The following is a 24864-nucleotide window of genomic DNA, read 5'->3' on the forward strand; positions in this document are numbered from 1 at the left end:
CCTCGTACCTGCGTGTCTGGACGGGGCGCACGGTTCGACCCGTGCGCCCGTATCCAGACAGACGCCGGGGACCCTCAGAGAGTTCCTTCGAGCGCCTTGCGCTGGATCTCGGCCAGGTCGGCGCAGCCGCCGGAGGCCAGGTCGAGGAGGGCGTTGAGCTCCTTGCGGTCGAAGGGCTCGGCCTCGGCGGTGCCCTGGACCTCGACGAAGCGGCCGTCGCCGGTGCAGACGACGTTCATGTCGGTGTCGGCGCGGACGTCCTCCTCGTAGCAGAGGTCGAGGAGCGGGACGCCGTCGACGATTCCGACGGAGACGGCGGAGACGGTGCCGGTGAGGGGCTTGCGGCCGGCCTTCACCAGCTTCTTGCCCTGTGCCCAGGCGACGGCGTCGGCGAGGGCGACGTAGGCGCCGGTGATGGCGGCCGTGCGGGTGCCGCCGTCGGCCTGGAGGACGTCGCAGTCGAGGACGATGGTGTTCTCGCCGAGCGCCTTGTAGTCGATGACGGCGCGCAGCGAGCGTCCGATGAGGCGGGAGATCTCGTGGGTGCGGCCGCCGATCTTGCCGCGCACGGACTCGCGGTCGCCGCGGGTGTTGGTGGCGCGGGGCAGCATCGAGTACTCGCCGGTGACCCAGCCCTCGCCGCTGCCCTTGCGCCAGCGCGGGACGCCCTCGGTGACGGAGGCGGTGCAGAAGACCTTCGTGTCGCCGAAGGAGACGAGGACGGAGCCCTCGGCGTGCTTGCTCCAACCGCGTTCGATGGTGACGGGGCGGAGCTGTTCGGGGGTACGGCCGTCGATACGAGACATGGGACGAGCGTAGCCGTACCTGACGAAGGGCCCGTTCCCCTGCCGGAACGGGCCCTTCGTCGATGTGTCAGTCGCGGGGGCGACCGCTCACATCATGTCTTCGATGTCCGCGGCGATCGGGTCCGCGTCGGTGCCGATGACGACCTGGATGGCGGTGCCCATCTTCACGACGCCGTGGGCGCCGGCGGCCTTGAGGGCGGCCTCGTCGACCTTGGACGGGTCGATGACCTCGGTGCGGAGGCGGGTGATGCAGCCCTCGACCTCTTCGATGTTCTCGATCCCACCGAGCCCGGCGACGATCTTCTCAGCCTTGCTGGCCATGTGTTTCTCCCTGTCCGTTCCGTTCAAAGAACGTGAGTCTCGGCGCACCGGTGGTCCGCTTTGTCACGGTAACCCACGGTTGGACCAGTCTCGCGAGCGAAGTCCGCCGTTCTGCCGAATGATGACGATCACCGGCGGCCTGCCCTCGATCGGCCCCGGGGAGCCTATCGCAACTGGTCTACACCAGTGTGAACGAGAGCCGGATCCGGATCGTTCCGGAGCCGAGTCGGGTCAGGGAGGACGCCGATGAGCAGTACGAGCGCCGCAGCCGTACCGAAGAAGTCACCCTGGGGCGGCTTCTTCCAGGGGCTGCAGAAGATGGGCCGCAGCCTGCAGCTGCCCATCGCCGTCCTCCCCGCGGCCGGCATCATCGGCCGGCTCGGCCAGCCGGACGTCTTCGGCGCCGAGGGCCTGGGCTGGACCGACGTGGCCCGGGTGATGGCGGGAGCGGGTGGCGCGCTGCTCGACGCCGACCTCGGCCTTCCTCTTCTTTTCTGCATCGGCGTCGCGATCGGCATGGCGAAGAAGGCGGACGGCTCCACCGCCCTCGCCGCCGTGGCCGGTTTCCTCGTCTACCGGGGCGTGCTGCGCGCCTTCCCCAAGCCCTGCCCGGCCGGCACCAAGGACATCGACGGCGGCTGCCTCGGCGCCGGCGACACCTTCGCCGGGTACACGTACCAGAACCCCGGCGTCTTCGGCGGCATCATCATGGGCCTGCTGGCCGCCTACCTCTGGCAGCGCTACCACCGGGTGAAGCTGGTCGACTGGCTCGGCTTCTTCAACGGGCGCCGGCTCGTCCCGATCATCATGGCCTTCGTCGGCATCGCCTTCGCCGCCCTCTGCCTCTGGATCTGGCCGCCGATCGGCGACGCCCTGGAGAGCTTCAGCGACTGGCTGGTCGGGCTCGGCTCCTGGGGCTCGGGCATCTTCGGCGTGGCCAACCGCGCGCTGCTGGTCATCGGCCTGCACCAGTTCCTCAACGTGCCGGTCTGGTTCCAGTTCGGCTCGTACACCAAGCCGGACGGCACGGTGGTCCACGGTGACATCAGCATGTTCCTGGCGGGCGACCCCGCGGCCGGTCAGTTCACCTCCGGCTTCTTCCCCATCATGATGTTCGCCCTGCCGGCCGCCGCGCTGGCCATCGCCCACTGCGCCAAGCCGCACCGGCGCAAGGAGATCGGCGGCATGATGCTCTCGGTCGGCCTGACCTCGTTCGTCACCGGCATCACCGAGCCGATCGAGTACTCGTTCCTCTTCATCGCGCCGGTGCTGTACGCGATCCACGCATTGCTGACCGGTGTGTCGATGGCGGTGACCTGGGCGTTCGGCGTCCACGACGGCTTCAGCTTCTCGGCCGGCCTGATCGACTACGTCATCAACTGGGGCCTGGCGACCAAGCCGTGGCTGATCATCCCGATCGGCCTGTGCTTCGCCGTCGTCTATTACGCGATCTTCCGCTTCGCGATCACCAAGTTCAACCTGCCCACCCCCGGCCGCGAGCCGGACGAGGTGGGGGACGAATTCGAGCGGGACAACACGAAGGCGTAACCCCTCTCCCCCAGGCCCTCCCACGGGCCTTCGGCCCGCCCACCAGGCCCTCGGACCCCCCGGTCCGGGGGCCTTATGTCGTCGGTTGTCCGGCTATGGCTGAGCCCACAAAATTCGAAGGTTCCTTATCTAAGTCACACGTGCTACAACTGGTCTACACCATTAATTGGTGTAGACCACGCGGTCCAGACCACCGCGTTCCCCGAGACGCCGCCGTCACCCCCTTTCACTGTCCTCTGGCGGCGCCTTGCCTACTGGAGGAAGTTGATGAGTACGGCCACCGCCCAGGCCGCCGCTCCCGCGAAGAAGCGCGGATCCGGCCTGTTCCAGGGCCTGCAGAAGGTCGGTCGCAGCCTGCAGCTGCCGATCGCCGTGCTGCCGGCCGCGGGTATTCTGCTCCGCCTCGGTCAGCCCGACGTGTTCGGCAAGGACGGGCTCGGTTGGGACAAGGTCGCCTCCGTGTTCGCCACGGCCGGCGGTGCTGTCTTCGACAACCTGCCGCTGCTCTTCTGCATCGGCGTCGCCATCGGTTTCGCCAAGAAGGCCGACGGCTCGACCGCCCTCGCCGCCCTCGTCGGCTTCCTGGTCTACAGCAACGTCCTCAAGGCCTTCCCGGTCACCGACGCCGTGATCAACACGACCGCCAACAAGGGTGTCGACGTCGCCGCGACGTACAACAACCCGGGCGTGCTCGGCGGCATCCTCATGGGTCTGCTCTCCGCGGTCCTGTGGCAGCGCTTCCACCGCACCAAGCTGGTCGACTGGCTCGGCTTCTTCAACGGCCGCCGCCTGGTCCCGATCATCATGGCCTTCGTCGGCACCGCCGTCGGCGTGATCTTCGGCCTGGTCTGGGAGCCGATCGGTGAGGGCATCTCCAACTTCGGCGAGTGGATGACCGGCCTCGGCGCCGGTGGCGCCGGCCTCTTCGGTCTCATCAACCGCGCGCTGATCCCGGTCGGCATGCACCAGTTCGTGAACACCGTCTCCTGGTTCCAGATCGGCGACTTCACCAACGCCGCGGGCGAGGTCGTCCACGGTGACCTGAACCGCTTCTTCGCCGGTGACCCGAGCGCCGGAATCTTCATGTCCGGCTTCTTCCCGATCATGATGTTCGGCCTCCCGGCCGCCGCCATCGCCATCGCCCACGCCGCTCGCCCCGAGCGCCGCAAGGCCGTGATGGGCATGATGGTCTCCCTCGCGCTGACCTCCTTCGTCACCGGTATCACCGAGCCGATCGAGTTCACCTTCATGTTCATCGCGCCGGTCCTGTACGCGATCCACGCCGTCCTGACCGCCGTCTCGATGGCCGTCACCTGGGCGTTCGGTGTCCACGCCGGCTTCACCTTCTCCGCCGGTGGCATCGACTACCTGCTGAACTGGAACCTGGCGACCAAGCCGTGGCTGATCATCCCGATCGGTCTCGTCTTCGCGGCGATCTACTACGTGGTCTTCCGCTTCGCCATCACCAAGTTCAACCTCCCCACCCCGGGCCGCGAGCCCGAGGAGGAGATCGAGGACCTCACCAAGGCGTGAGCCCACTCCCGCACCCCGTGCGACGGAAGGCCCCGGAACCCTCAGGGTTCCGGGGCCTTCCCCGTGCGCGCCGGGCGGCTCAGACCTCGTACACCGCGCCCGCGTACGCCAGCTCCGCCGGCCCCGCGTACACCTCGCGCGCGTCCGCCAGGTTCCGCCCGCCGTCGGTCCACGGGGGGATGTGGGTCAGCACCAGGCGCCCGACCTCGGCCCGGGCGGCCTGGGCACCGGCCTCGCGGCCGTTGAGGTGGAGCGCCGGGATGTCCTCCTTGCCGTGGGTGAAGGAGGCCTCGCACAGGAAGAGGTCCGCCCCGCGCGCCAGCTCGTCCAGCGCGTCGCACACCCCGGTGTCGCCGGAGTAGGTGAGCGTTCGGCCGCCGTGCTCGATGCGGATGGCGTACGCCTCGACCGGATGGCACACCTTCTCCGTGCGCACGGAGAACGGGCCGATCTCGAAGGCGGCCGACTTCAGCGTGTGGAAGTCGAAGACCTCGCTCATCGCGGTCGGCGACGGCGTGTCCGCGTACGCCGTGGTCAGCCGCTGCTCCGCGCCCTCCGGGGCGTACACGGGCAGGGCCCCGCAGCGGCCGCCCTCGTGGCGGTAGTACCGCGCGACGAAGTAGCCGCACATGTCGATGCAGTGGTCGGCGTGCAGATGGCTGAGGAAGATCGCGTCCAGGTCGTACAGACCGATGTGGCGCTGCAGCTCGCCCAGGGCACCGTTGCCCATGTCGAGGAGCAGCCGGAAGCCGTCGGCCTCTACGAGGTAGCTCGAACAGGCCGAATCCGCGGACGGGAACGACCCTGAGCAGCCGACGACGGTGAGCTTCATGGAGCGTGAACCTCCGTGGACGGGTGCGGGGAAGCGCGCGAAGAGGGGAGGTCGTGCGATCTGTCGAGCGTACGGCTCGCTACGGCCCGTCGCTCCTCCGTGGCGGCCCGTTGTGGGCGAACTCACGGGCTCTGTCACCGGTTCGGATGGATGGTGGGGCGCCCGGGCGGGGCGGAGGCCTCGACGGTACGGTCTTGAGCTATGGACACGTCATGGTGGCCCGCGCTGGTCGCGGTCGTGGTGATCGCACTGGTCGTGGCGCTCGCCGACGGGCGGCGCCGCTCCGGCCGCCGTCGTCCCATGGGCCGGACCCGACCGCCCGCCCGGCCGACCCGTCCGGCCCCGCGCGGGAAGGCGCCGCGAGGTGAGGCACCCGTCGGACGGCCCCCGACGGGCCGGGCCCCGGCGCGGGCGCCGCGGCCGGGTGAGATCTGGTGGGCGGAGGTGCCGTTCGAGGACGGCCCGGGGGCGAAGGACCGGCCGTGCCTGGTCCTGGGGCTGCGCGGGGACAGCGCGCTGGTCGCCAAGATCACCAGCAAGTACCACGACGAGCGCCCCGGGGTGATCGCGCTGCCGCCGGGCTCGGTGGGCGACGCGCAGGGCCGGCCCAGCTTCCTGGAGACGGACGAGCTGCGGGACGTGCCGGTGGCGGACTTCCGCCGCAGGGTGGGGACGGCGGACCCGGTGGTCTGGGACCAGGTCCGCCATCTGGCGCACTGAGCGGCTCGGACGGCCGCGCGGGCGCTACGCCCAGAGCTGGTCCTGCACCGCCGCGATCGCCTCTTCGGTGGTCGCCGCCGTGTAGAGGCCGGTGGACAGGTACTTCCAGCCGCCGTCCGCGACGACGAAGACGATGTCGGCGCTCTCGCCGGCCTTGACCGCCTTGTTGCCGACGCCGATGGCCGCGTGCAGGGCCGCGCCGGTGGAGACGCCCGCGAAGATGCCCTCCTGCTGGAGCAGGTCGCGGGTGCGGGTGACCGCGTCGGCCGAGCCGACGGAGAAGCGGGTGGTGAGGACGGAGGCGTCGTACAGCTCGGGGACGAAGCCCTCGTCGAGGTTGCGCAGGCCGTAGACCAGGTCGTCGTAGCGCGGTTCGGCGGCGACGATCTTGACGTCGGGCTTGTGCTCGCGCAGGTAGCGGCCGACGCCCATGAGGGTGCCGGTGGTGCCGAGGCCCGCCACGAAGTGGGTGATCGACGGCAGGTCGGCCAGGATCTCGGGGCCGGTGCCGGCGTAGTGCGCGCCGGCGTTGTCCGGGTTGCCGTACTGGTAGAGCATCACCCAGGACGGGTTCTCGGCGGCGAGCTCCTTGGCGACGCGGACCGCCGTGTTGGAGCCGCCCGCCGCGGGGGACGAGACGATCTCGGCTCCCCACATGGCGAGCAGCTGGCGGCGCTCCTCGCTGGTGTTCTCCGGCATGACGCAGACGATGCGGTAGCCCTTGAGCTTGGCCGCCATGGCGAGCGAGATGCCGGTGTTGCCGCTGGTGGGCTCCAGGATCGTGCAGCCCGGGGTGAGCCGGCCGTCCTTCTCCGCCTGCTCGATCATGTGGAGCGCGGGGCGGTCCTTGACCGAGCCGGTGGGGTTGCGGTCCTCCAGCTTGGCCCAGATCCGGACGTCGTCCGAGGGGGACAGCCGCGGCAGCCGGACCAGGGGCGTGTTGCCGACCGCCGCCAGCGGGGAGTCGTAGCGCATGTGGATCAGACCATGCCACCCGCGACCGCGGGCAGGATCGTGACGTTGTCGCCGTCGGTGAGCTTGGTGTCGATGCCGTCGAGGAAGCGGACGTCCTCGTCGTTCAGGTACACGTTGACGAAGCGGCGCAGCTTGCCGCCGTCGACGATGCGGGCCTCGATCCCGGTGTGGCGGGACTCCAGGTCGGCGAAGAGCTCGGCGAGGGTCTCACCGCTGCCCTCGACGGCCTTGGCGCCGTCGGTGTAGGTGCGGAGGATGGTCGGGACGCGGACCTCGATGGCCATGGGGTGGGCTCCTGTCGGAACAAGCTCGGAAGGGCGGGGTGGCGTGCTGGCGCGGCTCGGGCCCCCGCGCGGGGGGTCTTGCAGGTGTGAGGTGCGCTCGGCCCGGTCGTTCAGAGCGCGGCGCGCGACGTACACATCGCGCTGGCGAGGCGGCACAGGTCGACGTGCAGGCGCGCGACGAGCAGGGGTGTGCCCGGCGTCTCTTCGCTCACGTCGTGGGAAACCATGCGCTCATCGTATCGATTCCCGGTCCGGGTTCCGGAATGTGATCTCACATGACGGACAGATTCTGACCAACCGGCGGACGGGGCAGGTAGACCACGAGCGGCGTGCCGGTGGTCGGATGCGGGATGACCTCGGCTTCCACCCCGTAGACCGCCGCGAGCAGGGCCGGTGTCAGGACCTCCGCCGGCGGCCCCTCGGCGACCACCCTCCCCCGGTCCAGGACGTAGAGCCGGTCGCAGTAGGCGGCGGCGAGGGTCAGGTCGTGCAGGGCCAGGAGGTTGGTGGTGCCCAAGTGGCGCATGAGGGAGAGGACTTCCAGCTGGTAGCGGATGTCCAGGTGGTTGGTGGGCTCGTCGAGGACCAGCAGTTCCGGGTCCTGGACGAGCGCCCGGGCGACGAGGGCGCGCTGGCGTTCGCCGCCGGAGAGCCCGGGGTACGGGCGGTCGGCGAGGTCCAGGATGCCGACCCGGTCCAGCGCCGCGTCCGCCCGCTCCCGGTCCCGCTCGGTGTCGCCCTCCCAGAAGCGCTTGTGCGGGGAGCGGCCGAGGGCGACCAGCTCGCGGACGGTCAGCTCGAACTCCAGGGCGCTCTCCTGCGGCACGGTCGCCACCCGGCGGGCCCGCGCCCGGGGCCCGAGCGCGTGGAGGTCGTCGCCGTCGAGGAGGGCGCGGCCGGAGGTGGCGGTGAGGGTGCCGTAGATACAACGGAGCAGGGTGGTCTTGCCGCTGCCGTTGGGGCCGACGAGGCCGATCGTCTCGCCGGGGCGGGCGACGAGACCGGCCTCGTGCAGCCGCCCCTCGTACGAGAGGGCCTCGACGCGGAGCTCGGCCGGGCGGCGGTCGCGGGGATCGGGCGGGCCGGGGGTCACAGGGTCGCTCCGTCCGCGCGGCGGCGCATCAGCCAGAGGAAGAAGGGGCCGCCGGTGAGGGCGGTGAGGACGCCGACGGGGATGTCCTGCGGCGCGGCGACGGTGCGGGCGGCCAGGTCGGCGAGGACCAGGGCGAGTGCCCCGCCGAGGGCGGCGACGGGCAGCAGGCGCCGGTGCGGGGCGCCGACGGCCATGCGGGCGGCGTGCGGGACCATCAGGCCGATGAAGCCGACGGCTCCGCTGGCCGCGACCATGACGGCGGTGACCAGGGAGGCGAGGACGAAGACGGCCGCGCGGAAGCGGGCGGTGTCCAGGCCGAGGACGGTGGCGCCCTCCTCGCCGACCAGCAGCAGGTCGAGCGGGCGGGCGAGGGTGAGCAGGGCTCCGATGCCGAGCGCGAGGACGGCGGCGGGCAGCACGAGGCTGTCCCAGCGGGCGCTGCCGAGTCCGCCGAGGGACCAGAAGAGGGCTTCCTGGAACTGCTCGGGCCGCCCGGCGAGCACGAGCAGCAGGGTGGTCAGGGCGGACAGGATGTACGAGACGGCCACCCCGGCGAGGACGAGCCGGGCGCCGGTCATGGTGCCGCCGCGCCGGGCCAGGGCGTAGACGAGGACGAGGGCGAGCAGGGCGCCCGCGAAGGCCCCGGCGGGCAGCGCGACGGTGGTGGTGACGCCCCCGACGAGGCCGGCGCCGCCGCCCAGGACCAGGACGAACACCGCTCCGGCGGAGGCGCCGGAGGAGATGCCGAGCAGGAACGGGTCGGCGAGCCGGTTGCGTACCAGCGCCTGGAGCACGGCGCCGACGACGGCGAGCCCGGCGCCGACGACCGCCCCGAGCAGCACCCGGGGCAGCCGGACGTCGAGCACGATCGTCCGGTACGGGGAGGGCCCGGCCCGGCCGGTCAGGGCGTCGAGCACCTGACCGGGCGGGATGCGGACGGAGCCGAGCGCGAGGGCGGCGACGACGGCCGCGGCGAGCGCCACGAGGAGCCCGGCGACGACGGAGGCGTGGCGGAGCCGGGTCATCGGGCCGCGGCCGCGGGGTGCAGCTGGGCGGCCAGCTTCCCGACGGCGGCGGGTGCGCGGACGCCGAGGACCGCGTCGGAGAGCGGCAGCACGGCGAAGCGGCGGTTCTTGACGGCCGGGACCTCGCGCAGCGCCGGGTCGTCGAGGAGGCGGCGCTTCTTCTGTTCGACGGTGGTGGAGCCGTAGTCGTAGATGACGATCACGTCGGGCTTGCGGGCGACGACCTGTTCCCAGGTGGCGTCGCCGAAGGTCTTGTCGAGGTCGGCGAAGACGTTGCGGCCGCCGGCGCGGGTGATCAGCTCGTTGCCGATGCCCTTGCCGCCGGCGGTGAACGCGGTCTTGTCGCCGCTGTCGTAGACGAAGACGGAGACGGGGGCGGTGCCCTTCAGGCGCCGCTCGGCCGCGGTGACCCCGGCCTGCGCGTCGCGGGTCCAGGCCGCGGCCCGGTCGGGGACGCCGAAGGTGCGGCCCACCTCGGCGACCTCGCGGTAGACGTCGTCGAGGCCGGTGGCGCCGGAGGGGCAGTACTCGGTGTTGAGGCGGGAGGCGATGCCGGAGCGCTCGAGGTCGTCGCGGCTCCGGCCGGCCTTGGCGTCGAAGGCGGAGGCGTAACCGCCGTACACGAAGTCGGGGTTCGCGGCGAGCAGCGCCTCCTTGGAGGGGTACTCCTTGGCGAGGACGGGGACGCCGTCGTAGGCCTTCTTGTACGCGGGGAGGACGGCGTCGTCGAGGTAGGCCGTGCCGACCAGGGACTTCTGCAGGCCGAGGGCGAGCATGACCTCGGTGACGTGCTGGTTCATGGTCACCGCGCGCTTCGGCGGCGCCTGGTAGGTGGTCGTGACACCGCAGTTGACGACGGTGTACGGGAAGCCGGGCGCGGCCTTGCCGCCGGCGGGGGTGCTCGCGGGGGCCGCGCAGGCGGCGAGCAGGGGTATGAGGACGGCGGCGGGCAGCAGCGGGCGGCGCCAGGACATGGGGAGGCCTCCAGACGGGGATCTCCGCGTCCCCGGTCGGTGCTGGCAGGCGGCAGGTCAGTTCCTGGCTTCCGGCCCTGGTCGGGGGCCGGTCACAGTGGCGGGACCGTGCCGGATTCGCACCGGCTTCCTGGGTCCTGCCGCCCTCGTTTCCCGACAGTCTCTCACCCGTCGTCAGGCGGGCCAGGCGGAGGTGCGGATGGTCGCCACGAAGTCGCCGGGCTCGAATCCGGGCACGAAGTGGCGCAGGACGTCGGCCTTGACGTTGCCGAACGTGGTCTCCGGCTTGGGGGCGATGCCCTCCGCGAAGGCGGCCAGGATGCGGTTCTTGAAGTCGGGGCGCGGGTGGGCGTCGACGATCGCGGCCCGCTCCCCGGGCGTGACGAGGGTCGGGTCGTCGTAGCCGATGCCGAGGACGTCGTACTCGACGCCGGCGGTCACCAGGGCGATCTCGGGCTCCATGAACTCCGGGACGCCGGGGGTGGTGTGGAGCGCGATGGCGGTCCACACCCGGCGGACGGCGTCCTCGCCGACCCCGTGGGAGCGCAGGAACGCGGCGGCCTCCTCGGCTCCGTCGACCTCGAAGCGGCGGCCGGAGGCGTGGTGCTTCCCGCCGAGCCCGAGGTCGTGGAACATCGCGCCGACGTAGAGGAGTTCGGGGTCGTAGGCGAGGCCTCGGGCGCGGCCCTGGAGGGCGCCGAAGAGGTGGACGCGGCGGGAGTGGTGGTAGATCAGCTCGCCCGCGGTGTCGCGGACGAGCGCGGTGGCGGCGGTGGCGAGGGCGGTGTCGGGGATCAGCTCCAGCGGGTTCATGGCTCAAGACTCGCTCCGGCGACACCGCCCCCGCCATGTCCCTGGGGACAGGCATCCCACAGAATCGGACACATGACGAGTACGCGATCGCATCGGGCGCCGGCGGCGCCGCACGACGTGTGGGTGTTCGCCTTCGACGGGGTCCGCCTCCTCGACGTCTCCGCGCCCCTGGAGGTGTTCGCCACGGCCGGCACCCCCTACCGGGTGCGGGTCTGCACGCCCGACGGGCGCGATGTGCGCACCTCGTGCGGGCTGCGGATCGGCGCGGACGGGGCGGCCGGGGAGGTCGCGGCGGCGGGCACGCTGATCGTGCCGGGGGCCGTGGAGCCGGCCCGCTGCGTGGCGGCGGGCCCGCCGGTGGCGGAGCTCGCGGCGCGCTCGGCGCGGGTGGCCTCGGTCTGCACGGGCGCGTTCGCGCTGGCGGCGGCCGGGCTCCTGGACGGGCGGCGGGCGACGACGCACTGGGAGCACGCGGCGGAGCTGGCCCGGCGCCATCCGGCGGTGGAGGTGCTCCCGGACGCGATCCACGTACGGGACGGGGAGGTGTGGTCGTCGGCCGGGGTGACGGCCGGGATCGACCTGTGCCTGGCCCTGCTGGAGGAGGATCGCGGGGCGGCGGCGGCCCGGGCGGTGGCGCGGGACCTGGTGGTGTTCCTGCAGCGGCCGGGCGGCCAGTCGCAGTTCTCGGCGGTCTCCCGCACCCCCCCGACGGGCCATCCGGTGGTGCGGCCGCTGCTCGACGCGGTGGCGGCGGATCCGGCGGCGGATCACAGCGCGCCGGTGCTCGCGCGCCGGGCCGGGGTGAGCGTCCGGCATCTGGCGCGCCTGTTCCGGGAGCAGACGGGGGCGACCCCGGCAGCGTACGTGGAGCGGGTGCGGGTGGAGGCGGCCCGGCTGCTTCTGGAGGGCGGGGCGAGCGTGACGGGCGCGGCGGCCCGCAGCGGTCTCGGCAGCGACGAGAGCCTGCGGCGGGCGTTCGCCCGGCACTTCGGGGTCACGCCCTCCGCCTACCTGGCCCGGTTCCGGACGTCGGCCTACTCGTAGGCCTCGACGACCTTGACCTCCTCCTCCGTCACGACGCCCTCGACGATCGTGTAGGAGCGGAACTGGAAGGGGCCGGCGCCGTCGGTGTCGGCGGTGGAGACCAGGACGTAGTGGGCCTGCGGCTCGTTGGCGTAGGAGATGTCCGTACGGGACGGGTACGCCTCGGTCGCGGTGTGCGAGTGGTAGACGATCACGGGCTCCTCGTCCCGGTCGTCCATCTCGCGGTACAGCTTGAGCAGGTCGGCGGAGTCGAACTCGTAGAAGGTGGGCGAGCGGGCCGCGTTCAGCATCGGGATGAAGCGCTCGGGGCGGCCGCTGCCGGCCGGACCGGCAACCACGCCGCAGGCCTCGTCGGGATGGTCCGCGCGGGAGTGTTCCACGATCTGGTCGTACAGGGCCCGGGTGATGGTCAGCATGCCGACAGGATAAGCAGACGGGCCGTTCCGTACCGGGTGGTGGTACGGAACGGCCCGCATGCTGAGACGTGCCTGGTCGGGCCGGGTCGGTCCTGGTCGGTCCGGGTCAGGCCGGGTCGGGTCGGTCAGGACTCGACGGACTCCCGGTCGGACCGCTTGGCGAAGGCGGCGCCCTCGGGGTTGCGGGCCTTGAGGACCAGGTAGGAGACGGCGAGGACCAGGCCCCAGACCGGCGCGCCGTACAGCGCGACCCGGTTGTCGGCGTCCATGGCCATGGTCACGACGACCATGGCGATGAAGGCGAGCGAGAAGACGCTGAACCAGATGCCGCCCGGCGCCTTGAAGGTGGACTGCGGGAGCTCGCCCCGGTCGGCCTTGAGGCGGTAGCGGATCTGGCAGATCAGGATGACGATCCAGGCCCACATGCCGGAGATGGTGGCGAAGGAGACGACGTAGTTGAACGCCTCGCCGGGCCACTGGTAGTTGACCCAGACGCCGACCATCATCAGCGCGGCCGAGACGGTGGTGCCGACCAGCGGGGTGCCGGACTTGGTCAGGCGGGTGAAGACCTTCGGGCCCTGGCCGTTGAGCGCGAGGTCGCGCAGCATGCGGCCGGTGGAGTACATGCCCGAGTTGCAGGAGGACAGGGCCGCCGTCAGGACGACGAAGTTGACGATCGCGGCGCCGATGCCGAGGCCCATGCGCTCGAAGGCCTCGACGAAGGGGCTGACGCCCGGCTTGAACGCGGTCCACGGGACGACCGAGAGGATCATGATCAGCGCGCCGACGTAGAAGACGGCGATGCGCCACGGCACGGTGTTGATCGCCTTCGGCAGGACCGTCTTCGGGTCCTTCGACTCGCCGGCGGTGACGCCGACCAGCTCGACCGCGAGGAAGGCGAACATGACCATCTGGAGGGTCATGAGGGTGGAGAAGATGCCGTCCTTGCCGGCGAAGAAGCCGCCGAGGTCCCACAGGTGGGTGACGGAGGCGGTGTCGCCGGCGTCGGAGAAGCCGAGGGTCAGGATGCCGGCGCAGATCAGGATCATGCCGACGATCGCGGTGACCTTGACCATGGAGAACCAGAACTCCAGCTCACCGAAGAGCTTCACGGAGATCAGGTTGGCGCCGTAGAGGATCACGGTGAAGACCAGCGCGGAGAGCCACTGCGGGATGTCCCACCAGTACGTCATGTAGGTCGCCGCGGCGGTGACCTCGGTGATGCCGGTGACCACCCAGAAGAGCCAGTACGTCCAGCCCGTCGCGAAGCCCGCGAAGGGGCCGATGAACTCGCGGGCGTACTCCGAGAAGGAGCCCGACACCGGGCGGTACATGAGGAGCTCACCGAGCGCCCGCATGATGAAGAAGATGACGAGGCCCGCGATGGCGTACGCGAGGATCAGGCTGGGTCCCGCGATGGAGATGCCCTTGCCCGCGCCGAGGAAGAGTCCGGTGCCGATGGCACCGCCGATCGCGATCATCTGGATCTGACGGGCGCCGAGTGCCCGGTGATAACCCTCGCCCGAGGCGGAGTCCGCGGCCTCATTGCCGTCGTGCTGCTTGTCGACCTGCACTGAGGTCATGGTGGTGCGCCTTTCTCCATGCCGATCCGCGCGACTGCCAGAGCGTCTGCTGCGGATCAGGTCCTGATCCCCCCGGATATGGATGGAGTGCTACCGGCGGTCAGCCGGCCAAAGCGCCCCCGGGAACAGGGGTGGCGTCCCCGGGTGGTCGTGAAGATTTATCACGGGCTTAACCGTGATCGGCCGGGACACCTGTGGCGCGCGCCACACAAAAAGACGGACAAAAGGGACTCAATGGAGCAAACATGGACGCTTGGATAACGTATTCGTTATCCGGATTTGAGCGTCCGCTGAGCGAACACCCCCGATGCGCCACCCCCACGCCGCCGCGCGCCGCCCGGACACCGCCCGGGCGGAGGCCCCGCTACGGCAGCAGCGTCTCGACGAGCGACTCCTGGAGCGCCCCGAGCCACAGATAGGCCATCACCATCGGCTTGCGCGGGTCGGAGTCTGGCAGCCGGTAGAGCTGCTCGCTCTCGTCGTCGTCCGTGACCTCCAGACGGGTGCCGATGGTCAGCCGCAGGTCGTTGAGCGTGCCGAGCCAGGCCCGGGACTGGTCGAGGGTCAGCTTGAGGACCGCGCCGCTCTCGCCGGCCGCGTCGGCGGCGAGCGAGTCGAGGCTGCGGACCATGGCCAGCGCGTCCTCGCGCTTGCGGGTGCGCATGTCGTTCTCGGTGTACCGCCGGAAGTCGGCGGCGGCCTGGCGCAGCTCTTCGCTGTCGTCCCCGTACGCGTCCGGGAAGAGCCGGCGCAGCGCCGGGTCGGACGGCGGCTCGCTCGGCCCCTCGGCGAAGAGCGCGGCCAGCGGGTCCTCGCCCTCGACCGGCTCGTCGCCCGGACCGATCAGCTCCATGAGCTGGACGGCCAGCGAGCGGAGGATGGAGATCTCGACCTCGTCGAGCGCGATGGCGGCACCGCCGCCGGGGAGCACCTCGAAGCGGCCGGCCATCAGCCGCGGTCCTGGGTGAGGGTCGCCCACAGGCCGTAGCCGTGCATCGCCTGCACGTCCCGTTCCATCTCCTCGCGGGTGCCGCTGGAGACCACCGCGCGGCCCTTGTTGTGCACGTCGAGCATCAGCTTGTGCGCCTTGTCCTTGGAGTAGCCGAAGTACGCCTGGAAGACGTAGGTGACATAGCTCATCAGGTTGACCGGGTCGTTGTGCACGAGGGTCACCCAGGGCACGTCGGGTTCGACGACGGCGGAGACCTCCTCGGCCGATTCGGTCCGTTCGATCTCGATAGGCGCAACGCTCACTTACCCCATGCTGCCACCCTGACCGGCCCACCGCACAAACGGGTCGCCCTCGGCGCGCCCCTATTCGTCAGAGTGACGAATACTGCGGTAGCATCCTCACATGAACGCTGCGGACCTTGGGCTGCCGGTGGACGTGCCGTCGACCGCGCTCTTCACCGATCAGTACGAGCTGACGATGCTCCAGGCGGCCCTGCGGGCCGGCACCGCGGACCGCCGGTCCGTCTTCGAGGTCTTCACCCGTCGCCTGCCCGAAGGACGCCGCTACGGCGTGGTGGCGGGCATCGGGCGGGTGCTCGACGCCGTCGAGAACTTCCGCTTCGACGCGGACGTGCTCGGCTTCCTCCGCGAGCGCGGGATCGTCGACGAGCCGACCCTCCAGTGGCTCGCCGGATACCGCTTCTCCGGCGACGTCTGGGGCTACCCGGAGGGCGAGGTGTACTTCCCCGGCTCGCCGCTGCTGCGGGTCGAGGGCTCCTTCGCCGAGTGCGTGCTCCTGGAGACCGTGATCCTGTCGATCCTCAACCACGACTCCGCCATCGCGGCCGCCGCCTCCCGCATGTCGGCCGCGGCGGGCGGCCGACGGCTCATCGAGATGGGCGCCCGGCGCACCCACGAGCTCGCCGCCGTCGCCTCCTCGCGCGCCGCCTACGTGGGCGGCTTCGACTCCACCTCCGACCTGGCGGCCGGCTTCCGCTACGGCATCCCGACCGTCGGCACCTCCGCCCACGCCTTCACCCTGCTGCACGACAGCGAGCGCGACGCCTTCCGGGCGCAGGTCGACTCGCTGGGCAGCGGCACCACCCTCCTGGTCGACACCTACGACGTGGCCGAGGCCGTCCGTACCGCCGTCGAGGTCGCCGGCACCGGGCTCGGGGCGGTCCGGATCGACTCCGGCGACCTGCTGCTGGTCGCCCACCGGGTGCGGGCGCAGCTCGACGAGCTGGGTGCGCGGGACACCAAGATCGTGGTCACCTCGGACCTCGACGAGTACGCCATCGCCTCCCTCGCGGCGGCGCCGGTCGACGCGTACGGGGTGGGCACCCAGTTGGTCACCGGCAGCGGGCACCCGACCTGCTCGATGGTCTACAAGCTGGTCGCCCGGGCCACCTCGGCCGACCCCAAGGCGCCGCTGGCGCCGGTCGCCAAGAAGTCCGTGGGCGGCAAGGCCTCCATCGGCGGCCGCAAGTGGGCCGCCCGCAGGACCGACGCCGCCGGGATCGCCGAGGCCGAGGTCGTCGGCACCGGGCCGGTCCCGGCCGAGCTGGTCGACCGGCAGCTCCTGGTGCAGCTGGTGAAGGGCGGCACCGTGGTGGCCCGCGAGCCGCTGGAGGCGGCGCGCTCCCGGCACATCGCGGCCCGGGCCGGGCTGCCGATGTCCGCGATCCAGCTGTCCCGCGGCGAGCCGGTGCTGCCCACGGAGTACGTGTAAGCGGCCGGTGGCCTCGCGCGCGCCCCTCGGGGGCGCGCGAACGCCGGGGAGATGCCCCCTCCCCTCCGGAGGGGGAAGTCTCTAGGCTCACAACCCACCCCATCCCACGCGCTAAGGACACCCGCCATGCACCGCGCATTGATCGTCGTGGACGTTCAGAACGACTTCTGCGAGGGCGGCAGCCTCGCCGTGGCGGGGGGCGCGGACGTCGCCGCCGCCGTCACCGACCTGGTCGGCCAGACGGCGGGCGCCGCCTACCGGCACGTGGTCGCCACCCGCGACCACCACATCGACCCGGGCGCCCACTTCTCCGAGCACCCGGACTACGTCGACTCCTGGCCCAGACACTGCGTCGCCGGCACGGAGGGCGTGGGCTTCCACCCGAACTTCGCGCCGGCGGTCGCCTCCGGGGCGGTCGACGCCGTCTTCGACAAGGGCGCCTACGAGGCCGCGTACAGCGGATTCGAGGGCCGGGACGAGAACGGCGAGACCCTCGCGCAGTGGCTGCGGGAGCGGCAGGTCACCGAGGTCGACGTGGTCGGCATCGCCACCGACCACTGCGTACGGGCGACCGCCCTGGACGCGGCCCGGGAGGGCTTCCGCACGCAGGTGCTGCTCGACCTGACCGCCGGGGTGGCCGAGGAGACCACCGAGCGCGCCCTGGAGGAGCTGCGGGCCGCGGGCGTGGAGCTCACCGGCAAGCCCGTCGTCGCCGGGGCCTAGGCCCCGGCCGTCGGAGGCCGCCCCGGACGGCTTGGACGGCCCGGACGGCGCCTAGACGGCCTTCGGGAGCGAGCGTATGGGGTGCCAGAGCTCGTGGGCGGTGATCCGCCACAGCATCCCGTCCGGGTGGTGCAGGACGGCCGTGATCTCGTCCGGCGTCGGCGGCTCGGTGTTGCCCCGCAGATAGACCGCCCGCAGTCCCAGGTTCCGCAGCCGGGTCAGGGCGCGGGCACGGTTCGCGGCGTGCACCAGGAAGCGGACCGTGGCTCCGTCCCCGGCCGGACTGGGCAGTCCTATGGCGACGACGACACTGCCTCCCGGCAGTCTGCAGAACCCTCCATTGGGCATGCGGAACCACTCCCCCGTGGATCGACTGTCAATAAGGTCGTACGGCCGGAGCCGTAAGACGCACCTAAACACGATCGGCCGCCGCCCGCTAGGGGGCGACGGCCGATCATGCTTTGACCTGCGACGATTCAGAAAACCTCGTCGTTACTTGGTCGAGGGACCCACCTGGACCGTGATCGTGGAGCCGTCCTTGGCCTCCTTGACGACCTGGATCTTGGTGTTGGTGTCAGTTACCTGGACACCGGAGCGCTCGGTCTCCTTGAACCAGTAGACGCCCTTGCGGTCGTCGAAGGTCGGGTTGCCGGCCTGGGACGGGACCCAGGTGCCGACGCCGGCCTTGTGGAGCGCGAAGCCGTCCGTGCGGGAGATGCTGAACGGCGAGTCGTACGCCTGGACGCGACCGCGCATCAGGGTGCCGTCGCTCCACTTCAGCGGGCTCGGGTGGGCGTCGATCGGGAGGATGCGACCCACACCCGGGTGCTGGGAGGTGTTGTTGTCCTTCTGGGACAGGTCCCACTTCCAGATCAGCAGACCGTTCTGGTACGGGTAGTGCTCGACCCAGCTGGCCTTGTCGCCGGTGAAGCCGAAGTTGTACGGGCCGACCTTGAGGGTCTGGTCGTACGAGACGTACTGGCGGTTCTCCGCGATGTAGTACTGCTCGTAGTCCTTCGTGAACCCGTTGCCGATGCGCGAGAAGCCCTTGGCGACCCAGCCGTTGTCACCGTTCTCGGCGTTGTCCGAGAAGACGGGGGCACCGTCGGCGGTCAGCGTGATGGCGTCGGCCGTGAAGCCCTTGCCGCCGGCGCCGCCGTCCGTCTGGTAGCGGAAGCGCAGGTCGAACTTCTTGCCCGCGTAGGCGTCCAGGCCGTAGACAAGCTTCTGGTGCTTCTCCGAGGCGCCGGTCAGGGCCGGGGCGCCGGAGGCGTCCTTCTGGAGCGGCTTGCCGTCGGCGGTGCCGTCGAGGGCGGTCCAGTTGGCGCCGCCGTCGGTGGAGACCTCGGCGTACAGGTAGTCGTAGTCCTGCTCGATGTCGTACCAGCCCTGGAGCTCCAGGGAGGCCGACGTCTTGCCGGTCAGGTCGACGGGGCGCGTCAGGGTGTTCTTGAGGTCGTCACCCATGTTGCTCCACCACTGCGAGGCACCCTCGGCGGGGGCCACGACGTCGGTGGGGACCGTCTTCTTCGGCAGCTCGACGACGAGCGCCTGCGGGTTCTTGGTGTTGTACTCCGAGACGCCCAGCTTGTGGGTGGTCTTGGTGCCACGCTGCCAGTCGTTGACCTTGGCGTAGTTCAGCCAGCCGAGCTGCAGCTTGTCCCAGGCGTTCATGTCGCCGGGGAGGTCGCCGATGGAGTCCTTGCCGGTGCCGAGCCACGAGCCGGAGGACATGAGGGTCCAGAAGCCCGTGGAGTTCTCGCCGCCGGAGGTGTCGTAGTGGTCCGGCAGACCGAGGTCGTGACCGTACTCGTGGGCGTAGACGCCGAGGCCGCCGTTCTCGGGCTGCATCGTGTAGTCGCCGACCCAGATGCCCGAGGTGCCGACCTGCGTGCCACCGGACTTGTTGTTCGCCGGGCCGGTCTTGCCCGCGTCGGTGCCGTAGGCGTACCAGCGGTGCGCCCACAGGGCGTTGGTGCCCTCGGCGCCGCCGCCGGCCGACTCGTCCTCGCCCGCGTGGACGATCTGGAAGTGGTCGATGTAGCCGTCGGGCTCGTTGAAGTTGCCGTCGGCGTCGAAGTCGTAGCGGTCCCACTGGTCGTACTGCGCCAGGGTCGCCTTGATCTCGGCGTCGGTCTTGCCCTTGGCCTTCTGGTCGGCGTTCCAGGCCACGAGGCCGTCACGCACGGTGTCCCAGACGTTGGCGCAGTTGGTCTGACCGCAGTAGTTCGAGCCGTAACGGGCCTCGTTGTACGGGACCTTGACCCAGTCGGAGACGGCACCGTCGACCGAGTAGCGGCCGGACGAGGTCTTCTCGTAGTAGGTCTTCAGGGACTGCTTCGGCTGGCCCTTCTTGTCCTTGCCGGTGCCGAAGTACAGGTCCTGGAAGTGCTGCTGGTTGTAGTCCGCCTGCCAGGCCGTGGAGTTGTCGTTCGCACGGTCCGGCTTGGCTATGCGGTTGTGCAGCGGGCCGGGCGTGCCGCCGAACTTCGGCTTCAGCTCGTCCGTGTCGTCGTCCTTGCGGTCGACCAGGGTGGTGTTGTCGACCTGGTCACCGAACTCGACCAGGATCGTGAAGATCTTGTCGGTCTTCTCGCGGCCCAGCTCGACGTACTTCTTGCTGTCCAGCTTGACGACCTTCGAGCCGCCACGGCTCTCGATCTTGCTCTCGCCGCTCAGCACCTGCTCCAGGGCAGCCTTGCGCTGCTGCTCCTGCTGCTTGCTGAACGGACCGTCGAGGTCGTGGTCGACCGTGGTCTTGTCCACGGAGCGCGCCCCGGGCGCGGCCGCGGACGGCGCGCTGACGTGGTTGTCGGCCCACGCGGTGGTGAAGGTCGAGGCGGTGGCGGCGGTGGCCGCGAGCGCCACGACGACTGCGGACGCTCGGATCGCCCGTCGTCTGTTGGTCACTTGGATTTGTCCTCCCCGGCGCTCCTCGCCGCGGACCGGTGTGGGGTATCCGCTCGGCGGGTTCGCGCGTCACAAGTGACGACATTCGACCGGAGTTGGAGGAGAAAAGACAGATCTTGACTTGAACATACCAAGTGCACTATGCAGGAGCGGGCTTCCGATAATCGAACGCACGCCAAACACCGGGCGATGCTCTGACGGCGAATCGTGCGCCCCTGCGCCCCCTGTGCATCTGCACCGTGGGTTAGGTCACGCTTACTTCCGGTTCCCCTCGGGCATCCACCGTCATAGAGTCGCCCATTGCCACGCGCACGCTCGCCCGAGGGACGGTACCCGTCATGCAGCGTCCGACCGCCGCACAGTCCGCCTACGGTTCGGCCACCGTCGTACTCGCGACCGTCGCCCTGCTGTTGCTCTCCGGCACGACCACAACGCTCGGCATCGCGGCGATCTGTGCCGCGGGGCTGATCCTCGGGGTGCTGGTGGCGGTGACGATGCCGGTACGCAGGCGGCCCGTCAACCCCTCCGTCGTCACCGCGCGGACCCCCGCGGACGACGGGATCCGAGTACCGGCCGCGCGGGTGGGCGCGGGGGCCGATACCCGGATCCGTTCGTAACTCCTCGCCCCTTTCACCCCGTTACGGGGCGACCTGCACCACCACGGTCTTGGCGGCCTTGTCGTGCAGGCCCTGCTTGTAGGGCTTGTCGACCAGGATCAGGATCAGCAGGAGCAGCGGCCACAGGCAGGCGCAGCAGATCAGCGCGGGCAGCCACAGCACGATCGCGCGGATGAGGGAGCTGTTCATCGACGGGGTGGAGCCGTCGTTGAGCATCGCGACCCGCAGCTTCAGCCACTTCTTGCCGAGGGTCCGCCCCATCTTGGCGTTCATCAGGGTGTCGTACCCGACGTACGCGACGATGGTGATGAGCTGGAAGACGAGCTGCCCGCCGCCGTTGAAGCTGTTGACCGTGTCGCTGAAGTCGTTGCCGTCGTCGGTGGCCCGCTGGTACACGTCGAACGGGATGCCGATGATCGCGAGCGGCACGGCGACGATCAGCCAGTCGATGATCCGCGCCGCGATGCGCCGCCCCGACTCGGCCAGCGGCGGCATGCCGGCGAGCGGATCGGTACCGCCGTAACCGCCGCCGTAGCCGCCGTAGGGCGGGGGCGGGGGCGGCGCGCTGTCGTACGGGTTCCCCGGCGGCGGCCCGCCCGGCGGGGGTCCGCCGGGTGGCGGCCCGCCGGGCGGAGGTCCGCCCGGCGGAGGGCCCGGCGGAGTGGGGTCCGGTGGGCGCTTGGCGAACGGATCGTCATCGGACGGCTGGCCCGGAGGCGGCGGCGGCTGATCGTTGCTCATGGGGGCAGTGCACCCCGGGGCCGGGACCCCCGCAATCGATCGCCCCCCGTTCGGGGGACGGCTCCCGTGACCGCCGCTCCGGGATGCTTGCCCGTTCAATCCTTGATCGCTGCACAAGACCGCTTCCCGGGCCCGACCTAGCCTGAAGAGGGGGCATCCGTCGCGGGAAAGGCGGCGAGCTGATGAAGGTACGGGCCAGAAGCGCCGCGGTCGCGGCTGCCGCGCTGGTACTGGGACTGACGGCCGGCCGCGCGTCGGCGTACGGGACCGACCTGGACCCCAAGGAGATCTACGAGCGGTCCGCACCCAGCACCGTCCACGTGCTGGGCAAGACCGGGTCCGGCACCGGGTTCGTCTACGACGCCGACAAGGGACTCATCGCCACGGCCGCCCATGTGGTGCAGGGCGAGGCATCGCTGAAGGCCGTCGTCGGTGACCGGCCGGCGGCGCCGGTGCGGGTGGTCGGCATCGACCCCTGCGAGGACCTCGCCGTGCTGGCCTTCACCTCGCCGCAGTCGGACCTGAAGGCGATGGAGTTCGGCGACAGCAAGGACCTCCAGGCCGCCGACACGGTCGTCGCGCTCGGCTACCCGGCCTCCCTCGGCAGCGAGGGCGACACGCAGAAGCCCGCGTTCACCAGTGGCAGCGTGCAGAACCCGAGCGTCCACGACGCGGAGCCGTCCGACTCGCTCCCCCGCTACCCCGCCACGATCCAGCACTCGGCCACCATCAACCCGGGAAACTCCGGCGGCCCCCTGCTCGACGCCGACGACAAGGTGGTCGGGATCAACGTGCTGAGCGTGACCGGCGACACGCAGGGGCAGTTCTACTCGATCAGCTCGGACCACGCCCGCCCGATCCTCGACTCCCTGGCGGCCGGCCAGGTCAAGAACGACCCCGGCTGGCGCCTCAAGGCCGTGGACGACCCGACGGTGCCCGACGACTTCGTGACCGAGGACCAGGCCCAGGTCGAGGCGATCCAGAAGCGGCTGAGCGCGGACCAGGTCGCCGGGGTGCTCGTCGTCGGCGTGACCAGCAACTCGCCCGCGGCCAAGGCCGAACTGGAGACCATGGACGTCATGACCGGCATGAAGGACAGTCCCGTGGCGAACGTCGGCGAGGTCTGTGACGTCCTCCAGTCCGCCGGCCCCGGGGAGACCATCCCGCTCGAAGGCGTCTACACCTTCGACGACCCGAACCAGAGCATCAAGTTCGGCGACGGCTGGAGCACCAACCTCGTGCTCAGCAAGAACAGCGGCGGGAGCGGGAGCGGATAGCGCCGCTCCCCACTACCCGGCGACGAAGGTGCGGGCCGCCTTGTCGTGCCAGCACTGCCGCCACGGCCGGTCGAACAGGCACCACAGGACGTTCAGCACCCCGAGCACCAGCAGCCCGAGCACGCTGTAGACCAGCCAGCGGCGCAGCGCGGCACCGAACGCGGGCGGCTCGTGCGCCTCGATGTCCCGCACCTCGATCCCGCACAGCTTCTTCCCGAGCGTGCGCCCCCACCGGGACGTGGGCAGCGCCTCGTAGAGCGCGCCCAGCACCAGGAGCGCGGCGAGGACGATGCCGAGCTGCACGGAGGTCGTCGAGTCGATCAGCCACACCTGGACGGTGACGCCGGACTGCTTGGCCGCCTCGATCTTCTCGTTGATGTGGTCGACGGCGCCGGTGACGAACGGATACGCCACGGCCCCGACCACCGCCCCGAGCACCACGGTGTCGATGAGCCGCGCCGCCAGCCGCTTCCCGAGCCCCGCCGGCCGAGCGGCGGCCTGCGCCCGCGCGGCCGCCATGAACACGTCCTCGACGGGAGGCTTCCAGGGGGTGACGGGCTGGGGGTCCTGGGGCTGAGGCTGGAGTTGGGGCTGGGGCTGAGGCTGAGGCTGAGGCTGGGGGGACGACTGGGCCGGGAAGGGCTGGGCCTGGGGCTGCGGGGCCTGTACGGCCTGCGTCGGCTGCGGGGTCGGCTGCGCCGCCTGGTGCGGGGTCTGCTGGGCCTGGGGAGCCTGCTGGGCTTGGGGAGCCTGCTGGGCTTGGGGAGCCTGCTGGGCTTGGGGAGCCTGCTGGGCCCAGGAGGGCGTCACGGGCATCCCGCCGAGCCGCGCGGGGGCGGCCAGGGCGTCCTGAGAGGCGCCGACGGCGGGGCCGCTCGCGGGAGCCGCGGCACCCGGCGTCGACCGGCCCGGCACGGGCGCCGGTTCGTCGGCCTGGCCACCGGCGGCGGGCCAGACGGGAGCAGCACCCGCGCCCGGCCCCGTACCGGCGGACCCGCCGGCCTCCGGCCGGTCGGCCCGGTCGGCCCGGTCAGGCGACTCGGGCGTCGCCACGGAGGCGTCCGCCGCCGGCCAGGAGGACGCCGGGCCGGCCTGGCGACGGTCGGCCTGGCGCGGGTCGGCCGGGAGGGGTTCGGCCTGACGCGACTCCGCCTGACGCGGGTCGGCCTGACGCGACTCCGCCTGACGCGGGTCGGCCGGTGTGGTGCCCGTCTGGGGCCACGCGGGGGCGGCGGCGGCGCGCGGGTCGGCCGGGGGCTGCTGCGCCGGGAGGACGGCGTCGCTCCGGCCCCAGGAGACCCGCTGGTCGCGCTCGCCGCCGAAGCCGGTCTGGACGGAGGTCGTCGCGTGCCACGCCGAGGCGGGTTCCTGGGCGGCGGACGGCTCGGGGTCGGCGTCGAGGAAGACCGGGCCGGTCTCCTCGACCGCCGGGACCGACGGGAGCGAGGGCGCGGGCGCCGGGCTCGGGGCCAGCTGGGGCGCGAGCGAGACCGGCGGGGCCGGGAGGGCCTCGCCCTCCCCGGGCGCCGGGCGGCTCGTGCCGGGCACCCACGAACCGCCGTTCCAGTACCGGATGTACCCGGGGATCGACGGATCCGGGTAGTAGCCCGCCTGCGGTACCTCTCCGCCGCCTCCAGGAGGAGTAGCCACTGCCCCGACTCCGTTCAGTCACAACGTCTTTGGTCCGCGCGGCCGCGCCCCGACCGCGCCGCGCCCAAGGAGGACAGTAACGAAGAACGCACCCGAGGGGAGAAGGAGCCCGCCAGAAAGGCCGCCTTCGGGGGACGTAACCCCGATTTCGTCACTCAGGGTGATTCTCGGGCCCGCGCCGGACCGGCCCCGCCACGGGCCGGAGCGGGTCCGGCGAGCGCCCCGGCGCGGGTCCGGAAAAAAATCTTCGGAAACTTCCGCGAAGTCGCGTAATGGATCGGCGGGACCCCCCTCTC

The 24864-nt window shown here is 71.3% G+C and carries 26 protein-coding genes and 1 riboswitch; of the genes, 8 read left to right on the forward strand and 18 right to left on the reverse strand.

Annotation, left to right across the window (positions count from 1 at the left end):
- Positions 1 to 74: 74 nt before the first annotated feature.
- Together rph and OG309_RS13785 are read right to left on the reverse strand one after the other, a co-directional pair.
- On the reverse strand, positions 75 to 806 hold the full coding sequence (rph, locus tag OG309_RS13780) for a ribonuclease PH (protein ID WP_329420903.1): 732 nt from the start codon (positions 804 to 806) through the stop codon (positions 75 to 77).
- 87 nt (positions 807 to 893) lie between these two features.
- Entirely contained in the window at positions 894 to 1127 is a 234-nt protein-coding gene (locus tag OG309_RS13785) for a glucose PTS transporter subunit EIIB (protein WP_018517946.1), read from the reverse strand.
- Between the two features lie 246 nt (positions 1128 to 1373).
- Between OG309_RS13785 and OG309_RS13790 the strand changes: the two genes are divergently transcribed.
- Together OG309_RS13790 and OG309_RS13795 are read left to right on the forward strand one after the other, a co-directional pair.
- On the forward strand, positions 1374 to 2675 hold the full coding sequence (locus tag OG309_RS13790) for a PTS transporter subunit EIIC (RefSeq protein WP_329420905.1): 1302 nt from the start codon (positions 1374 to 1376) through the stop codon (positions 2673 to 2675).
- A gap of 267 nt (positions 2676 to 2942) precedes the next feature.
- Complete coding sequence (locus tag OG309_RS13795) at positions 2943 to 4208, forward strand: PTS transporter subunit EIIC (RefSeq protein WP_329420906.1); 1266 nt, start codon at positions 2943 to 2945, stop codon at positions 4206 to 4208.
- Between the two features lie 79 nt (positions 4209 to 4287).
- On the opposite strand, the gene OG309_RS13800 is transcribed toward OG309_RS13795, so the two are convergent.
- Positions 4288 to 5040 carry an MBL fold metallo-hydrolase gene (locus tag OG309_RS13800; protein ID WP_329420908.1) on the reverse strand — a complete coding sequence of 251 codons (753 nt, stop codon included), beginning with the start codon at positions 5038 to 5040 and terminating at the stop codon, positions 4288 to 4290.
- A gap of 201 nt (positions 5041 to 5241) precedes the next feature.
- Between OG309_RS13800 and OG309_RS13805 the strand changes: the two genes are divergently transcribed.
- On the forward strand, positions 5242 to 5760 hold the full coding sequence (locus OG309_RS13805) for a type II toxin-antitoxin system PemK/MazF family toxin (RefSeq protein ID WP_329420910.1): 519 nt from the start codon (positions 5242 to 5244) through the stop codon (positions 5758 to 5760).
- A gap of 24 nt (positions 5761 to 5784) precedes the next feature.
- Here OG309_RS13805 and OG309_RS13810 read toward each other — a convergent pair whose 3' ends face one another.
- The 7 genes from OG309_RS13810 to OG309_RS13840 form a co-directional block, all read right to left on the reverse strand.
- Positions 5785 to 6735, reverse strand: a complete 951-nt coding sequence (locus OG309_RS13810; protein ID WP_329420912.1) for a PLP-dependent cysteine synthase family protein — start codon at positions 6733 to 6735, stop codon at positions 5785 to 5787.
- A gap of 5 nt (positions 6736 to 6740) precedes the next feature.
- On the reverse strand, positions 6741 to 7019 hold the full coding sequence (locus tag OG309_RS13815; protein ID WP_329420913.1) for a MoaD/ThiS family protein: 279 nt from the start codon (positions 7017 to 7019) through the stop codon (positions 6741 to 6743).
- A gap of 110 nt (positions 7020 to 7129) precedes the next feature.
- On the reverse strand, positions 7130 to 7246 hold the full coding sequence (locus OG309_RS13820; protein WP_317852193.1) for a putative leader peptide: 117 nt from the start codon (positions 7244 to 7246) through the stop codon (positions 7130 to 7132).
- Between the two features lie 44 nt (positions 7247 to 7290).
- Complete coding sequence (locus OG309_RS13825; protein WP_443067563.1) at positions 7291 to 8112, reverse strand: ABC transporter ATP-binding protein; 822 nt, start codon at positions 8110 to 8112, stop codon at positions 7291 to 7293.
- Complete coding sequence (locus OG309_RS13830; RefSeq protein ID WP_329420916.1) at positions 8109 to 9137, reverse strand: FecCD family ABC transporter permease; 1029 nt, start codon at positions 9135 to 9137, stop codon at positions 8109 to 8111. The genes OG309_RS13825 and OG309_RS13830 overlap by 4 nt, the downstream gene beginning before the upstream one ends.
- On the reverse strand, positions 9134 to 10111 hold the full coding sequence (locus OG309_RS13835; protein ID WP_329420917.1) for an ABC transporter substrate-binding protein: 978 nt from the start codon (positions 10109 to 10111) through the stop codon (positions 9134 to 9136). The genes OG309_RS13830 and OG309_RS13835 overlap by 4 nt, the downstream gene beginning before the upstream one ends.
- Before the next feature lie 58 nt (positions 10112 to 10169).
- Positions 10170 to 10244, reverse strand: a riboswitch (cobalamin riboswitch).
- A 41-nt stretch (positions 10245 to 10285) separates the two neighbouring features.
- Positions 10286 to 10924, reverse strand: coding sequence for an HD domain-containing protein (locus OG309_RS13840; RefSeq protein ID WP_329420919.1), 639 nt, complete (start codon positions 10922 to 10924; stop codon positions 10286 to 10288).
- A 72-nt stretch (positions 10925 to 10996) separates the two neighbouring features.
- Here OG309_RS13840 and OG309_RS13845 point away from each other — a divergent pair, with 72 nt between their 5' ends.
- A complete protein-coding gene (locus OG309_RS13845; protein WP_329420920.1) occupies positions 10997 to 11968 on the forward strand; it encodes a GlxA family transcriptional regulator in 972 nt (323 codons plus the stop codon).
- Here OG309_RS13845 and OG309_RS13850 read toward each other — a convergent pair.
- The 4 genes from OG309_RS13850 to clpS form a co-directional block, all read right to left on the reverse strand.
- Positions 11959 to 12384 carry a Mov34/MPN/PAD-1 family protein gene (locus OG309_RS13850; RefSeq protein ID WP_132914319.1) on the reverse strand — a complete coding sequence of 142 codons (426 nt, stop codon included), beginning with the start codon at positions 12382 to 12384 and terminating at the stop codon, positions 11959 to 11961. The two genes, OG309_RS13845 and OG309_RS13850, sit on opposite strands and share 10 nt — an antisense overlap.
- 125 nt (positions 12385 to 12509) lie before the next feature.
- Positions 12510 to 13967 carry an amino acid permease gene (locus OG309_RS13855; protein ID WP_329420922.1) on the reverse strand — a complete coding sequence of 486 codons (1458 nt, stop codon included), beginning with the start codon at positions 13965 to 13967 and terminating at the stop codon, positions 12510 to 12512.
- A 364-nt stretch (positions 13968 to 14331) separates the two neighbouring features.
- Positions 14332 to 14916 (reverse strand): DUF2017 domain-containing protein, encoded by a 585-nt coding sequence (locus OG309_RS13860; RefSeq protein ID WP_329420924.1) that lies wholly within the window; start codon positions 14914 to 14916, stop codon positions 14332 to 14334.
- Positions 14916 to 15221: an ATP-dependent Clp protease adapter ClpS gene (clpS, locus tag OG309_RS13865; RefSeq protein ID WP_329420925.1), complete on the reverse strand. Its 306-nt coding sequence runs from the start codon at positions 15219 to 15221 to the stop codon at positions 14916 to 14918. Before clpS ends, OG309_RS13860 begins: the two co-directional genes overlap by 1 nt.
- 100 nt (positions 15222 to 15321) lie before the next feature.
- Between clpS and OG309_RS13870 the strand changes: the two genes are divergently transcribed.
- Together OG309_RS13870 and OG309_RS13875 are read left to right on the forward strand one after the other, a co-directional pair.
- Positions 15322 to 16650: a nicotinate phosphoribosyltransferase gene (locus tag OG309_RS13870; protein ID WP_329420927.1), complete on the forward strand. Its 1329-nt coding sequence runs from the start codon at positions 15322 to 15324 to the stop codon at positions 16648 to 16650.
- Positions 16651 to 16776: 126 nt separating this feature from the next.
- Complete coding sequence (locus tag OG309_RS13875; protein WP_329420929.1) at positions 16777 to 17373, forward strand: isochorismatase family protein; 597 nt, start codon at positions 16777 to 16779, stop codon at positions 17371 to 17373.
- Between the two features lie 51 nt (positions 17374 to 17424).
- Here OG309_RS13875 and OG309_RS13880 read toward each other — a convergent pair whose 3' ends face one another.
- On the reverse strand, positions 17425 to 17721 hold the full coding sequence (locus tag OG309_RS13880) for a hypothetical protein (protein WP_329420930.1): 297 nt from the start codon (positions 17719 to 17721) through the stop codon (positions 17425 to 17427).
- Positions 17722 to 17865: 144 nt separating this feature from the next.
- Positions 17866 to 20283 carry an immune inhibitor A domain-containing protein gene (locus OG309_RS13885; RefSeq protein ID WP_329420931.1) on the reverse strand — a complete coding sequence of 806 codons (2418 nt, stop codon included), beginning with the start codon at positions 20281 to 20283 and terminating at the stop codon, positions 17866 to 17868.
- A 338-nt stretch (positions 20284 to 20621) separates the two neighbouring features.
- On the opposite strand from OG309_RS13885, the gene OG309_RS13890 reads away from it, so the two are divergent.
- Entirely contained in the window at positions 20622 to 20900 is a 279-nt protein-coding gene (locus OG309_RS13890; protein ID WP_329420932.1) for a hypothetical protein, read from the forward strand.
- 21 nt (positions 20901 to 20921) lie between these two features.
- Here the strand turns inward: OG309_RS13890 and OG309_RS13895 are convergent, their stop codons facing one another.
- Entirely contained in the window at positions 20922 to 21641 is a 720-nt protein-coding gene (locus OG309_RS13895) for an RDD family protein (RefSeq protein WP_329420933.1), read from the reverse strand.
- Between the two features lie 182 nt (positions 21642 to 21823).
- On the opposite strand from OG309_RS13895, the gene OG309_RS13900 reads away from it, so the two are divergent.
- Positions 21824 to 22918, forward strand: a complete 1095-nt coding sequence (locus tag OG309_RS13900; protein WP_329420934.1) for a S1C family serine protease — start codon at positions 21824 to 21826, stop codon at positions 22916 to 22918.
- A 12-nt stretch (positions 22919 to 22930) separates the two neighbouring features.
- Here OG309_RS13900 and OG309_RS13905 read toward each other — a convergent pair whose 3' ends face one another.
- Entirely contained in the window at positions 22931 to 24568 is a 1638-nt protein-coding gene (locus tag OG309_RS13905) for an RDD family protein (RefSeq protein ID WP_329420935.1), read from the reverse strand.
- Positions 24569 to 24864: the final 296 nt, after the last annotated feature.

The sequence above is a fragment of the Streptomyces sp. NBC_01268 genome (assembly GCF_036240795.1).
In the GTDB taxonomy this organism is placed as follows: Bacteria; Actinomycetota; Actinomycetes; order Streptomycetales; family Streptomycetaceae; genus Streptomyces.

Excerpts from the sequence above, each read along its gene's own strand:
- rph (WP_329420903.1), bottom strand. The coding sequence starts at position 806 with ATGTCTCGTATCGACGGCCGTACCCCCGAACAGCTCCGCCCCGTCACC.
- OG309_RS13785 (WP_018517946.1), bottom strand. The coding sequence starts at position 1,127 with ATGGCCAGCAAGGCTGAGAAGATCGTCGCCGGGCTCGGTGGGATCGAG.
- OG309_RS13790 (WP_329420905.1), top strand. The coding sequence starts at position 1,374 with ATGAGCAGTACGAGCGCCGCAGCCGTACCGAAGAAGTCACCCTGGGGC.
- OG309_RS13795 (WP_329420906.1), top strand. The coding sequence starts at position 2,943 with ATGAGTACGGCCACCGCCCAGGCCGCCGCTCCCGCGAAGAAGCGCGGA.
- OG309_RS13800 (WP_329420908.1), bottom strand. The coding sequence starts at position 5,040 with ATGAAGCTCACCGTCGTCGGCTGCTCAGGGTCGTTCCCGTCCGCGGAT.
- OG309_RS13805 (WP_329420910.1), top strand. The coding sequence starts at position 5,242 with ATGGACACGTCATGGTGGCCCGCGCTGGTCGCGGTCGTGGTGATCGCA.
- OG309_RS13810 (WP_329420912.1), bottom strand. The coding sequence starts at position 6,735 with ATGCGCTACGACTCCCCGCTGGCGGCGGTCGGCAACACGCCCCTGGTC.
- OG309_RS13815 (WP_329420913.1), bottom strand. The coding sequence starts at position 7,019 with ATGGCCATCGAGGTCCGCGTCCCGACCATCCTCCGCACCTACACCGAC.
- OG309_RS13820 (WP_317852193.1), bottom strand. The coding sequence starts at position 7,246 with ATGGTTTCCCACGACGTGAGCGAAGAGACGCCGGGCACACCCCTGCTC.
- OG309_RS13830 (WP_329420916.1), bottom strand. The coding sequence starts at position 9,137 with ATGACCCGGCTCCGCCACGCCTCCGTCGTCGCCGGGCTCCTCGTGGCG.
- OG309_RS13835 (WP_329420917.1), bottom strand. The coding sequence starts at position 10,111 with ATGTCCTGGCGCCGCCCGCTGCTGCCCGCCGCCGTCCTCATACCCCTG.
- OG309_RS13840 (WP_329420919.1), bottom strand. The coding sequence starts at position 10,924 with ATGAACCCGCTGGAGCTGATCCCCGACACCGCCCTCGCCACCGCCGCC.
- OG309_RS13845 (WP_329420920.1), top strand. The coding sequence starts at position 10,997 with ATGACGAGTACGCGATCGCATCGGGCGCCGGCGGCGCCGCACGACGTG.
- OG309_RS13850 (WP_132914319.1), bottom strand. The coding sequence starts at position 12,384 with ATGCTGACCATCACCCGGGCCCTGTACGACCAGATCGTGGAACACTCC.
- OG309_RS13855 (WP_329420922.1), bottom strand. The coding sequence starts at position 13,967 with ATGACCTCAGTGCAGGTCGACAAGCAGCACGACGGCAATGAGGCCGCG.
- OG309_RS13860 (WP_329420924.1), bottom strand. The coding sequence starts at position 14,916 with ATGGCCGGCCGCTTCGAGGTGCTCCCCGGCGGCGGTGCCGCCATCGCG.
- OG309_RS13870 (WP_329420927.1), top strand. The coding sequence starts at position 15,322 with ATGAACGCTGCGGACCTTGGGCTGCCGGTGGACGTGCCGTCGACCGCG.
- OG309_RS13875 (WP_329420929.1), top strand. The coding sequence starts at position 16,777 with ATGCACCGCGCATTGATCGTCGTGGACGTTCAGAACGACTTCTGCGAG.
- OG309_RS13880 (WP_329420930.1), bottom strand. The coding sequence starts at position 17,721 with ATGCCCAATGGAGGGTTCTGCAGACTGCCGGGAGGCAGTGTCGTCGTC.
- OG309_RS13890 (WP_329420932.1), top strand. The coding sequence starts at position 20,622 with ATGCAGCGTCCGACCGCCGCACAGTCCGCCTACGGTTCGGCCACCGTC.
- OG309_RS13895 (WP_329420933.1), bottom strand. The coding sequence starts at position 21,641 with ATGAGCAACGATCAGCCGCCGCCGCCTCCGGGCCAGCCGTCCGATGAC.
- OG309_RS13900 (WP_329420934.1), top strand. The coding sequence starts at position 21,824 with ATGAAGGTACGGGCCAGAAGCGCCGCGGTCGCGGCTGCCGCGCTGGTA.